General features: G+C 63.9%; 9 protein-coding genes. 7 read left to right on the top strand and 2 right to left on the bottom strand.

What is annotated here, in order from left to right; translation table 11 throughout:
* Window positions 1-102: 102 nt before the first annotated feature.
* Both ppsR and KUV65_RS09510 read right to left on the bottom strand, forming a co-directional pair.
* Window positions 103-1,542: a transcriptional regulator PpsR gene (gene ppsR / locus KUV65_RS09505; protein ID WP_222189987.1), complete on the bottom strand. Its 1,440-nt coding sequence runs from the start codon at window positions 1,540-1,542 to the stop codon at window positions 103-105.
* Between the two features lie 34 nt (window positions 1,543-1,576).
* Window positions 1,577-2,488: a cobalamin B12-binding domain-containing protein gene (locus KUV65_RS09510; protein WP_222189989.1), complete on the bottom strand. Its 912-nt coding sequence runs from the start codon at window positions 2,486-2,488 to the stop codon at window positions 1,577-1,579.
* 304 nt (window positions 2,489-2,792) lie between these two features.
* Here KUV65_RS09510 and bchF point away from each other — a divergent pair, with 304 nt between their 5' ends.
* The 7 genes from bchF to KUV65_RS09545 are packed head-to-tail and all read left to right on the top strand — an operon-like array spanning window position 2,793 to window position 12,780.
* Entirely contained in the window at window positions 2,793-3,278 is a 486-nt protein-coding gene (bchF, locus tag KUV65_RS09515; RefSeq protein WP_222189991.1) for a 2-vinyl bacteriochlorophyllide hydratase, read from the top strand.
* Window positions 3,275-4,558: a ferredoxin:protochlorophyllide reductase (ATP-dependent) subunit N gene (locus tag KUV65_RS09520; protein WP_308124597.1), complete on the top strand. Its 1,284-nt coding sequence runs from the start codon at window positions 3,275-3,277 to the stop codon at window positions 4,556-4,558. Before bchF ends, KUV65_RS09520 begins: the two co-directional genes overlap by 4 nt.
* Complete coding sequence (gene bchB, locus KUV65_RS09525) at window positions 4,555-6,105, top strand: ferredoxin:protochlorophyllide reductase (ATP-dependent) subunit B (RefSeq protein WP_222189993.1); 1,551 nt, start codon at window positions 4,555-4,557, stop codon at window positions 6,103-6,105. Before KUV65_RS09520 ends, bchB begins: the two co-directional genes overlap by 4 nt.
* The gene (locus KUV65_RS09530) at window positions 6,077-9,676 is read left to right on the top strand and encodes a magnesium chelatase subunit H (protein ID WP_222189995.1); all 3,600 of its coding nucleotides are present in this window, start codon (window positions 6,077-6,079) and stop codon (window positions 9,674-9,676) included. Before bchB ends, KUV65_RS09530 begins: the two co-directional genes overlap by 29 nt.
* 16 nt (window positions 9,677-9,692) lie before the next feature.
* Window positions 9,693-10,661, top strand: coding sequence for a ferredoxin:protochlorophyllide reductase (ATP-dependent) iron-sulfur ATP-binding protein (bchL, locus tag KUV65_RS09535; RefSeq protein ID WP_261331727.1), 969 nt, complete (start codon window positions 9,693-9,695; stop codon window positions 10,659-10,661).
* The gene (gene bchM, locus KUV65_RS09540; protein ID WP_222189997.1) at window positions 10,661-11,353 is read left to right on the top strand and encodes a magnesium protoporphyrin IX methyltransferase; all 693 of its coding nucleotides are present in this window, start codon (window positions 10,661-10,663) and stop codon (window positions 11,351-11,353) included. The genes bchL and bchM overlap by 1 nt, the downstream gene beginning before the upstream one ends.
* Entirely contained in the window at window positions 11,350-12,780 is a 1,431-nt protein-coding gene (locus KUV65_RS09545) for a PucC family protein (RefSeq protein ID WP_222189999.1), read from the top strand. Before bchM ends, KUV65_RS09545 begins: the two co-directional genes overlap by 4 nt.
* The last annotated feature ends 22 nt before the right edge of the window (window positions 12,781-12,802 follow it).

Here is a 12,802-nt window from a genome sequence, read left to right on the forward strand (position 1 = left end):
GTGTAAAATGAACTAGACGCATTATGTCTCAGGCGCGTTCCAACAAGCCTGAGACCGGCACTGCGTCCTCGCAGGCCGGCCAAGAAATAGAGTCGGGAAGGATCAGTTGCCGTTCTTGTGCAGCAGACCGTATTTCCGCAGCTTCACGTAAAGCGACTGCCGCGACAGGCCCAGCATCTCGGCTGCGGCGACGCGGTTGTTGTCCGTCAGTTCCACGGCCGTTTCGATGCACATCTTCTCGACCACATCGGTGGTGGCCGCGACGATATCCTTCAGCGGGGCGGAGCCCACCAGGTCCATCACGTTGCGCATCGCGTCATCGGACATGGGGGCAGGGCCTGACGGCGCGGGCGCGCCGGGCTCGCGGATCACTTCCATGCGCGAGGTGTCGCGGATCACGAAGGCGAACCCGGTCATACCGGCGCCTGCCAGATGCGTCGCGGACATCTCGATGGACAGCTGGCTGCCATAGGCGCCTTCAAAGCGCGTCGAATAGAGGCGCATGGTGCCATTCCGGGCCGCATTGTCGATCAGAACCTTCAAGTCGACACTGCCCCGCGCAAGGTAGTCGCCAAGCGACCGGCCCTTCACGTCCCCAAGATGCCCTGCATCGCACAGCCCGAGGAATGCCTCGTTCGCCGACCGGATCACGCCGTGACTGTCGGTGACGACCACCGCATCGGGACCGTCGCGGTAAAGGCTTGTCAGCGTCTGGGAAAGCTCGGCCGCGACGGTTTCCTGGCTTCCAGCGGCCTCAAGCCGGCAGAGCAAGGTCTTGTCGCCAGCCGCGCGGAAGACGGTCGGGTAGATCTCGACCTCGGCCTTGCCGCGCCGCGTGGTTACCGTGACGGCGGCGGCGGCTTCGTCACCAGCTGTCAGAACCAGCCCTTCAAGGAACTCGCCCCGCCGCTTGCCCTCGAATTCCTGCGTGAAGGCGGACCCGGTCAAGGCATCCGCCTCGGCCCCGAGGATCTGGGCCGCGGCCTCGTTCAGGTCGAGAATTCGGCCCGATGAGACATCGACCAGCACGAGGGCATCGCGCACAGCCTCCATGATGACCCGGTAGCGGGTCTCGTAATCACGGTGGCTTTCATAATCCTTCTCAAGCGCAAGCTGCGCTTTCACGAGACGATGCTGAAGCTCGGCAATCGGGCGAAGATCGCGCCCCAACATCAGGATGATGTCGGGATTGCCCGTCTTGTGCATCGTGTAGCGGATCGGGAATTCCCAATTCGCGTTGTCGTAATGGTTGACCTCGATCGCGTCGACCTTGGTCTTCTGGCCCTCGCGATAGGCGGCAAGCTGAGTTTCAAGCTTGCCCAGGCTGTCCTCGGCCATGAATTCGCGAATGTCGCGGTCTTTCCAATGGTCGAGACGCCCCAATGTGGGGTTCAAAGGGTTGGTGATGACTGATTTGACCGTGCCCTGGGTATCAATAACGATGGCAAGATCTGCCGCCGTGGTGACAATCTCGTTGAACTGCTCCGGGCCGATGGGCGGCGACGAAGGCTGATCCCAGAACTCTGATCCACGTGTGTTCATCAGCATTTTCTATCCCGGCACGGAGGAAAACCGCTCATCTGTCTATGTCTGCATCCACCTCTAAAAGGGTGCAGTTCCCTTTCGTTTCAAGTCCGCAAAGGCCCAGGGCCGTCACCATATCCGGTGCGACATGGTCCACACCCGTGAGGGACCTCAGGTCGAAATCGGCTTCCAGGATGGAGCCGCCAAGAACAATCGGGATCACGCACGTCGTATTAAGCCGCACTGTGTCTACGATTTCTCTTGTTGTTGCAAGCGTTCTGCGCCCGGCAGCCGTGATACCCAGCATGGCATAGTGCCCGAAACGCACACTGTCCGCGATCTGGCGCGGATGCTTGTCGAGGGCGATATCGACCACGTAGCCCAAGCGCCGCAACTGATCCGCTGCGACGAATATCCCGAGCGTGTGATGTTCCGGGCGGGGAACGACCAAAAGGATGCGTGGTGCCTTTGCCCTTGGTGTCCGGGGGCGTTGCTCTTCACCGGCGCGGCCACCTTGTGCATAGATCACGTTTTGCCAGGCCTGGTCCTTGGCGCCGAGGGCGCGCACGGTCTCCTGCAGGCGGGCGGAGCCGATGGTGACCTCGGCGAAACTGATTTCGTCATCGGCCCAACGCTGACCAAGGCAGCGGGCAATATCGGGCACGACGCGGTCGATGATGTCGCGCAGGCTTACCCCGTTTTGCCTCAGGCGCATGAGCACGAGGTGGCGCGCGTCGTCATGCTCGTCGAGAAACGCGTCGCACAGAACGCGCAACCGTTGGGCCGACAGGTCGCTGGGGGCGGTTTTGCGGGATGCCATGAGGCGGATGGCCTGGCGGGCGAGGCTGCGGACCCCGACCTCCTGCGCGCTGCGACGGTCCTGCAGGCGCGGATCATGCGTCATCCCGGTGGTTGTCCGGGACGGCATATTGCCATGGTCATCCATCATGATTTCACCAGCCACGGCGCGCATTCGCACCAATCCGGGTACTCGGAAACGCGGACATCCGCGAATTGACTACCCCGGAAAGTTTCCAACATCGCAAGCCACCTGTCAAAGGAAATTGACACAGCAACTCGTTTAGCGATCATCCTTGCCGCTTTCCCATACTCAATTGGGCAAAGAAATCAATAAAACAAGGGAGATGCTTTGCCACCTGCTGGCTTTTGCCGCATGGGAAAACCCGCCTCGAAAGTGTAAGTTTTGGTTGACACTATCGGGCTTACAGCCCTACCTTTCCCAGACAGACCAAGGGAATCGACGGGAAATGCCGAGCGACACGTTCACCCATGCTCCGTCAAGGCAGCTTTACACACCAGAAGAACGCGCGCGACGCGATGCCACGGTATGGACGACCGTGCAGGGGGTGCTCGCGCCCCTGCAATTCCTGGTGTTTCTGGTGTCATTGGCGCTTGTTGTCCGCTTCATGATCACGGGGGCGGGGTATGACCTCGCCACGGCGTCGATCGTCCTGAAAACCCTGGTTCTGCTGACCATCATGGTGACCGGCGCGATCTGGGAGAAGGTCGTGTTCGGCCAATACCTCTTTGCGCCGGCCTTCTTCTGGGAAGACGTGTTCAGCTTTGCAGTGATCGCGCTGCACCTGACCTATGTCTGGGCGCTCTTCGCGGGTTGGCCCCATGACACCCAGATGTGGATCGCATTGGCCGCCTATGCCGCCTATGTCGTGAACGCCGCGCAATTCCTGTGGAAACTCCGCATGGCGCGGCTGGAGTCGGAGGGTCGCCTGTGAACCAACCGACCAACATTTCTGGTGCCACCTGCCGCGACGCACCCATTCTGAAGGAGCGTGGTCAGCGCGAGGTGTTCTGCGGCCTGACCGGGATCATCTGGCTGCACCGCAAGATGCAGGACGCCTTCTTCCTTGTCGTCGGCAGCCGCACCTGCGCGCATCTTCTGCAATCGGCCGCGGGCGTCATGATTTTCGCCGAGCCGCGATTCGGAACCGCCGTTCTGGAAGAGGGCGACCTTGCCGGGATGGCCGACGCGCATGAGGAACTGGATCGCGAGGTCGATCGCCTTCTGTCGCGCCGCCCCGATATCAAGCAGCTTTTCCTCGTTGGCTCTTGCCCGTCCGAGGTGATCAAGCTGGACCTGCACCGCGCGGCCGAACGGCTGACGGTCAAGCATGCGCCGCATGTGCGGGTGCTGAACTATTCCGGTAGCGGGATCGAGACGACCTTCACGCAGGGCGAAGATGCCTGCCTCGCCTCGATGGTGCCGGTCCTGCCCGAGACGGACGAGCGTGAACTGCTGCTGGTCGGCGCGCTGCCCGACGTGGTCGAGGATCAGGCCGTCGATCTGCTGACCAAGATGGGCATCGGCCCGATCCGCGTCCTGCCCGCGCACCGCTCGGCCGAAGCGCCGGGTGTTGGCCCGAACACGGTCTATGCCTGCCTCCAGCCGTTCCTCGGCGATACGTCCGCTGCATTGGATCGCCGCGGCGCGCGAATGATCCAGGCCCCGTTCCCCTTCGGCGAAGAGGGCACGACGCTGTGGCTTCGTGCGATTGCCGACGAATTCGGCGTCGATGACGAAACCTTTGCCCACGTCACGGATGCGCCGCGCGCCCGGGCCCGCACCGCCATCGCCAACGCCGCGAAGGCCCTGCAAGGCAAGACCATCTTCTTCATGCCCGACAGCCAGCTGGAAATTCCGCTGGCCCGGTTCCTGACCCGCGAATGCGGGATGGAGGCGATCGAGATCGGCCAGCCCTACATCCACAAGGGCCTTGTCGGCCCCGACATGGACCTGATCCCGGCCGGCCCCACGATTTCCGAAGGGCAGGACGTGGACAAGCAACTCGACCGCGTGCGCGCCGCGCGGCCCGACCTGACGGTCTGCGGTCTTGGCCTCGCCAATCCGCTGGAGGCCGAGGGCCTGACGACCAAGTGGGCCATCGAACTGGTCTTCACGCCGGTGCATTTCTACGAGCAGGCAGGCGATCTGGCCGGTCTGTTCAGCCGCCCCGTGCGGCGCCGTGAGCTTCTGAAACTGGAGGCAGCGGAATGAAACTGACCGTCTGGACATATGAAGGCCCGCCGCATGTTGGCGCCATGCGCGTTGCCACCGCGATGAAGGGTCTGCATTACGTGCTGCACGCCCCGCAGGGCGACACCTATGCCGACCTGCTTTTCACCATGATCGAGCGGCGCAACCACCGCCCGCCGGTCAGCTACACGACCTTTGAGGGGCGCGACCTCGGCACCGATACGGCCAGCATCTTCCGCGAAACCTGCCGCGATGCCTATGACCGGTATCAGCCGCAAGCGATGATCGTCGGCGCATCCTGCACGGCCGAACTGATCCAGGACGACCCGGGCGGCCTGGCCGAGGCGATGGATATCCCCGTCCCGGTCGTCGCGCTGGAACTGCCCAGCTACCAGCGCAAGGAAAACTTCGGCTCGGACGAAACCTTCTACCAGATCGTGCGCGCCCTGGCGCAGCCGATGGAGCGCACGCAGGAGATCACCGCGAACCTCATCGGGCCGCTCGCGCTGGGCTTCCGCCACCGCGACGATATCGAAGAGGTGAAAGGCCTGCTTTACGAAATGGGGATCGGCGTGAATGTCGTGGCCCCGTTCGATGCAACGCCCGAGGATATCGCCAAGCTGGGGCAGGCGCATTTCAACGTTCTGATGTACCCCGAACACGCGGAAACCGCTGCGCGGCACCTCGAACGCACCTGCAGCCAGCCCTATACCAAGACGGTTCCGATCGGTGTCGGCGCGACCCATGATTTCGTGGCTGAAGTGGCCCAAATCTGCGCTGTAGAGCCGAAAAAAGACCTTAGCCGCCTGCGCCAGCCGTGGTGGTCCAAGTCGGTCGACTCGACCTACCTGACCGGCAAGCGTGTGTTCCTGTTCGGCGACGCGACCCATGTGAAGACCGCCGCCCGCATCGCGCGGGATGAGATGGGCTTCGAGGTGGTGGGCCTTGGGTGCTACAACCGCGAATTTGCCCGCGATATCCGCAAACTGGCCAAGGATTACGGCGTCGAGGCGCTGATCACCGACGATTACCTCGAGGTCGAGAAAGCCATCGAGGATCTGGCCCCCGAGATGATCCTCGGCACGCAGATGGAACGCCATATCGGCAAGCGGCTCGGAATCCCCTGCGCCGTCATCTCGGCCCCTGTTCACGTGCAGGATTTCCCCGCGCGCTACTCGCCCCAGATGGGCTGGGAAGGCGCGAACGTGATCTTCGACACCTGGATCCACCCGCTGGTGATGGGTCTGGAAGAACACCTGCTGCACATGTTCCGCGAGGATTTCGAATTCCATGACGAAGCCGGGGCCAGCCACCATGGCGGCCACGCGCCCAAGCCGATCGCCGAGGCGCCCGCGCCCGAGCCCGTTGCGGCCCAGCCCGAGGCCCCGGTGGAAACCGGCGGCGACGTGATGGTCTGGCTCGCCGACGCGGAACGCGAGTTGAAAAAAATCCCCTTCTTCGTGCGCGGCAAGGCCAAGCGCAACACCGAGAAATTCGCCGCCGAACGCGGTGTCTCGGAGATCAGTATCGACACTTTGTATGAGGCTAAGGCACACTTTGCGCGGTGACAGTGACAATATCCCCGGCTACCGGGTCGTGATCGTCACGCTGGATGCCCACGCGGCTGGCCCCGCTGCCCGTGTGAGCGAACGCCTGGGTAAGGAATTCCCGGGCCTCAACGTCTCGGTCCACGCCAGCGCCGAATGGGCGGAAAACCCCGAAGCGCTGGAAGAGGCGAAGATCGCCATCAAGCATGGCGATATCATCGTCGCCAACCTGCTTTTCATCGAGGAACATATCCGCGCGATCCTGCCGGACCTCGAAGCGCGCCGCGATCATTGCGACGCCATGATCGGCATCATCTCGGCCAAGGAAATCGTCCAGCTGACCCGGATGGGCGACCTGGACATGACCAAGCCCGCCAGCGGGCCGATGAAGCTGTTGAAAAAGCTTCGCGGCTCCAAGGAAGGCAGCAACGGCGCGCCAAGCGGGTCGGGCGAAAAGCAGATGAAGATGCTGCGCCGCCTGCCGAAGATCCTGAAATTCATTCCAGGCAAGGCGCAGGACGTTCGGGCCTGGTTCCTGACCATGCAGTATTGGTTGGGCGGATCGGACGACAACGTCGAACAGATGGTGCGCTTCCTTGTCGGGCGCTACGCCACCGACCGCGCCTTTGCCGGGGCCGAGGCCGCTGCGCCCATCGATTACCCCGAGGTTGGTCTTTACCACCCCGATCTGCCGGGGCACCGCATCACGACCGACCCGGCCGACCTGCCGCAGCCGGAGAACCCGGTGGGCACCGTCGGTTTGCTGATGATGCGCTCCTACATCCTGGCCAGTGATACGGCGCATTACGATGCCGTGATCCGCAAGATGCAGAAAGCGGGCCTTGCCGTGCTTCCGGCCTTTGCCGGCGGTCTCGACGGGCGCCCCGCTATGTCCGCCTATTTCGACAAGGGCCGCATCGACGCCCTGGTGTCCCTGACGGGGTTCAGCCTGATCGGCGGTCCCGCCTATAACGACAGCGAGGCCGCAGTCGCAGTTCTGAAAGAGCTCGACGTGCCCTACATCGCCGCGCACCCCATCGAGTTCCAGACGCTGGGCCAGTGGTCGTCGTCGAATGGCGGTCTTGGCCCGGTCGAGACCACGATGCTGGTGGCCCTGCCCGAGATCGACGGCGCGACCAACCCCACCGTGTTCGGTGGGCGGCATGGCGTGGATGGCTGCCAAGGCTGTTCGATTGCCTGTGCTTGCAAGTCCGATACGAGGGCGATGGCCCCCTGCACCGAGCGGATCACCTCGCTGGTCGAGAAAACACGCCGCCTGGCCGTGCTGCGCCGCAAGGAAAACGCAGAGAAGAAGGTCGGCATCGTCCTGTTCGGGTTCCCGCCGAATGCCGGGGCCATCGGGACCGCCGCTTACCTCAGCGTCTTTGAAAGCCTGCACAACACGCTCAAGCAGATGAAAGCCGACGGTTACGACGTGGAGGTTCCCGCTACCGTCGATGACCTGCGTCGCGCGGTCCTGGAAGGCAACGCCAAGCAATACGGGCAGGAGGCGAATGTCGCCGCCCATGTCGATGCCGACACCATCGTCCGCAACACGCCCCCGCTGAAAGCCATCGAGAGCGTCTGGGGCCCCGCCCCGGGCAAGATCCAGTCGGACGGGCGCGGCGTTTTCGTTCTTGGCGCACAGCTTGGCAAGGTTTTCGTGGGTGTTCAGCCGACCTTCGGCTACGAGGGCGACCCGATGCGCCTGTTGTTCGAACATGGTTTCGCGCCGACCCATGCCTTCACCACCTTCTACCTGTGGCTTCGGAATACGTTTGGTGCGGATGTCCTGCTGCATTTCGGCATGCATGGCGCGCTGGAATTCATGCCGGGCAAGCAAGCCGGTCTTGGCGCACGCGACTGGCCCGACCGCCTGATCGGCGAAATGCCGAACGTCTATCTTTACGCCTCGAACAACCCGTCCGAGGCGACGCTGGCCAAGCGCCGCTCGAACGCGGTGACGATCACGCACCTGACCCCGCCGCTGGCAGCCTCGGGCCTCTACAAGGGCCTTTCGGAACTGAAAGACAGCCTGACGCGCTGGCGTGCGCTGTCGCCCGATGCGCATGAGCGTGCCGAATTGGCCGAGTTGATCGAAGCGCAGGCCGAGGCCGTGGACCTGACGGAACGCGACCCGGACAAGCTGTGGCTGACGCTGCTGGAAACCGAGGATGCGCTGATCCCCGATGGCCTGCATATCGTGGGCCAACCCATCGCCGAGGCCGAGTTGCAGGAGCACCTGCGCGTCATGGCCGAAACAGACCCTGAAACGCGGAAAAGGGTCGAACATCTGCTCCGGCAGGAGACCGAACTGCGTGCCCTGATGCGGGCCCTGTCGGGACGCTATATCGAGCCTGTTCCGGGCGGCGACCTGATCCGCTCGCCCGAGGTGCTGCCCACGGGCCGCAACATCCACGCCTTCGATCCGTTCCGCATGCCCACTGCCTTTGCCTTGCAGGATGGCGCGAAACAGGCGCAGCGCCTGATCGAGGCGGCGGGCGAGATGCCCCGCTCGGTCGCGCTGGTTCTGTGGGGGTCCGACAACATCAAGTCCGATGGCGGGCCGATCAGCCAGGCCTTGGCCCTGATGGGCGCGAAGCCGCGGTTTGATGGCTATGGCCGCCTGTGTGGCGCCGACCTGATCCCGCTCGAAGAGCTGGGTCGCCCCCGCATCGACGTTGTGATGACGCTCTCGGGCATTTTCCGTGACCTGCTGCCCTTGCAGACCCGGATGCTGGCCGAAGCCGCCTACAAGGCCGCCACGGCCGAAGAACCGATTGAGATGAACTTCGTGCGCGCCCATGCGCTCGATTACATGCAGAAGATGGGCGTCGGCATCGAAGAGGCTGCGCTGCGCGTCTTCTCCAACGCCGAGGGGGCCTATGGCTCCAACGTCAACGCGCTGATCGATAGCGGCGCTTGGGGCGAGGAAGACGAACTTGCCGATGCCTACGAGGCGCGCAAGAGCTTCGCTTACGGCATGGACGGCAAGGCGCGGAAGAACGCGGGCTTGCTTCAGACCGCGTTGAAAGACGTCGATCTGGCCTATCAGAACCTTGAATCGGTCGAATTGGGCGTCACCACGGTGGACCACTATTTCGACACGCTCGGCGGCATTTCCCGCGCGGTGAAACGCGCCAAGGGCGGGGCCGAGGCCCCGGTCTTCATCGGCGACCAGACCCGTGGCGAGGGCAAGGTGCGCACGCTGCAGGATCAGGTGGCGCTCGAAACCCGTTCGCGCAGCCTGAACCCCAAGTGGTTCGAAGGTCTGCTGAAGCACGGCCACGAAGGTGTCCGCCAGATCGAGGCGCAGGTGACGAACACGCTGGGCTGGTCGGCGACCACGGGCCAGGTCGATCCCTGGGTCTATCAGCGCCTCAGCGAAACCTTCGTGCTCGACGAAGAGATGCGCCGCCGCTTGGCGGAACTGAACCCTCAGGCCTCGGTCCGCATGGCGAACCGCCTGCTTGAAGCGTTCGAACGCAATTACTGGCAACCCGACGAGGCTACGCTCGCCGCCCTTCAGGCCGGCGCGGACGAGCTCGAGGATACCCTCGAAGGTCTCACCCCCGGAATGGCCGCGGAATGAAAGAGGAGACGACCGGATGAGCCCCCTCGATACAAAGAACCCCCCCGCCGCTCGCGCCAATGCGCGCGAGGCAGAGGGTCTTGCCAAACGCGGCCTTGGCGCGCCGCCCGTCCTGAACAAGGGCGAAGATGGCGAAGGCTCGGTGCAGGTGCACCAGGACGCCAGCATGAAGATCGAGGGCGCAACCGTCTTCTCGGTCTACGGCAAGGGCGGCATCGGCAAATCGACGACCAGTTCCAACCTGTCCGCGGCGTTTTCCAAGCTGGGCAAGCGCGTGCTGCAGATCGGCTGCGACCCCAAGCATGACAGCACCTTCACCCTGACCGGCCATTTGCAGCCCACGGTGATCGACATCCTGAAAGAGGTCGACTTCCACGCCGAGGAGCTGCGCCCCGAGGATTTCATGACCGAGGGCTATAACGGCGTCATGTGCATCGAGGCCGGTGGCCCGCCCGCGGGTACCGGTTGTGGCGGCTATGTCGTGGGCCAGACCGTCAAGCTGCTGAAGCAGCACCACCTGCTGGAAGATACCGATGTGGTCATCTTCGACGTTCTGGGCGACGTGGTCTGCGGTGGCTTCGCCGCGCCGCTGCAGCATGCCGACCGCGCCGTGATCGTCACGGCCAACGATTTCGACAGCATCTACGCCATGAACCGGATCATCGCCGCCGTTCAGGCCAAGTCGAAGAACTACAACGTGCGCCTGGCCGGTTGCGTCGCCAACCGCTCGCGCGAGACGGACGAGGTCGATCGCTACTGCAACGAGGTCGGCTTCAAGCGCATCGCGCATATGCCCGATGTCGATGCCATCCGCCGGTCGCGCCTCAAGAAGAAGACGTTGTTCGAAATGCCGGATGACGAGGACATCGTGCAGTGCCGCGCCGAATACATCCGTCTGGCAGAGTTGCTGTACGCGGGCACCGACCCGCTTGCGCCGGCGCCGATGGAAGATCGCGATATCTTCGAGTTGCTGGGGTTCGATTGATGGTTGCGACGCCGACATATGGCGCCACGCGCGACCGGGTCGAACACTATTTCGACCGCACCGCGACCCAGACATGGGAGCGGTTGACCTCTGACGCGCCGGTCTCCGGCATCCGTCAGACGGTGCGCGAAGGGCGCGACCGGATGCGCGCGATCATGCTGTCGCGCCTGCCCGACGATCTGACCGGCAAGCGCGTCCTCGACGCTGGCTGCGGCACCGGCGCCATGACCGAGGAACTGGCCCGTCGCGGGGCCGAGGTGGTCGCCATCGACATCTCGCCCGCACTGGTCGAAATCGCGGCCAAGCGCCTGCCGGCAGACCTGGCCGATCAGGTGACCTTTACCTCGGGCGACATGCTGTCGGCCGATCTGGGGTCCTTCGACCATGTCATGGCGATGGACTCGATGATCTACTACACCGCCGACGATCTGGGGCAGGCGCTGGCCAGCCTGTGCCCCCGCGTCCGGTCTTCCATCGTTTTCACGGTTGCCCCGCGCACGCCGTTCCTGATGGCGTTCTTTGGCGTTGGAAAACTTTTCCCGCGGTCCGACCGGTCGCCCACCATGATCCCCCATGCGCCCGCCAAACTGGCTCGCATGGCAGCACGGCACGGCGCCACGGGCACGATGACCGAGGTGGAGCGCGTCAGCCGCGGCTTCTACATTTCCACCTGCCTGGAGTATGCAAGATGAGTGCGCTGAAACGCATGTCCATCAAGTATCTCCCCTTCGCGGATGCCGCGTCGGACGACTTGCCGCTGAGCCAGCTCTTGCGGCTTTCGTTGTTCCAAGTGTCTGTCGGCATGGCGGGCGTGATGTTGCTGGGCACGCTCAACCGCGTCATGATCGTCGAATTGCAGGTGCCTGCTTTCCTCGTGGCGATCATGGTGGCGCTGCCGGTGCTGATCGCACCGTTCCGAGCGCTGCTTGGGTTCAAGTCGGACACCTACAAATCCGCCATCGGGTGGAAGCGGATCCCCTATCTCTGGTTCGGAACGCTCTGGCAGTTCGGCGGCCTTGCCGTCATGCCTGCCGCGCTGCTGGTCCTGTCGGGCGATACGGCGAATGTCGCCTATGACATCCCGTGGGCCGGAGAGATCCTTGCCGGGATTGCTTTCGTCATGACCGGCCTTGGCATGCACATGACCCAGACGGCCGGTCTGGCGCTGGCCGCCGACCGGGCGACGGATGAGACGCGCCCGCGCGTCGTGGCACTGCTGTACGTGATGCTGCTGGCGGGCATGGCAGTGTCCTCCATCGTCATCGGTTTCATGCTGCGTGACTTCAACGGTCTCGAACTGATTCAGGTGGTGCAGGGCACGGCCGTTGCCACGCTTGTCCTGAACGTGATCGCCCTTTGGAAGCAGGAGCGCGTGCGCCCCATGACCAAGGCCGAGCGCGCGGCGCAAGGCCCGACCTTCCGCGATGCCTGGGCCGATTACGCATCGGGCGGCAGTGCGGGGCGGCTTCTGGCCGTGGTCTTCATCGGCACGATGGCCTTCAACATGCAGGACGTTCTGCTGGAGCCCTACGGGGGCCAGATCCTCGGCCTGTCGGTGTCTTCGACCACGCTGCTGACCGCCACTTGGGCCATCGGGGCGCTTGTCGGATTCGCGCTGGCGGCCAAATGGCTGGCGGGCGGCATCAACCCCTACCGCATGGCCGGACGCGGCGTGCTGGCCGGTGTCGCGGCCTTCACCGCCGTCATTTTCGCGAACCCGATGGGGTCGACGGGGCTTTTCTTCTTCGGGGCCAGCCTGATCGGTTTCGGCGGCGGCCTGTTCTCGGTCGCGACGCTGACCGCCGCCATGACCATGCCCACCTCGGGCACGGCCGGGCGCGGCCTTGCGCTGGGCGCCTGGGGGGCCGCGCAGGCCACAGCCGCCGGCATCTCGACCGCCATTGGCGGCGGGGTGCGCGACACGATCAACCAGATCGCCACCACCGGCGGTTTGGGAGAGGCGCTCAACGACCCGGCGACCGGTTACTCGGTCGTCTACCACTTCGAGATTCTACTGCTTTTCGCAACGCTCGTGGCGCTAGGACCGCTGGTTCGGACCGTCACGAATACCGCCCGCGGGGAGGCCGGCAAGATCGGGCTCGCCGACCTGCCCACTTGAACCGCCGAAAGGAAAGGAAAGT

This window comes from Maritalea mobilis, assembly GCF_019800885.1.
Classification (GTDB): domain Bacteria; phylum Pseudomonadota; class Alphaproteobacteria; order Rhodobacterales; family Rhodobacteraceae; genus Roseibacterium; species Roseibacterium beibuensis.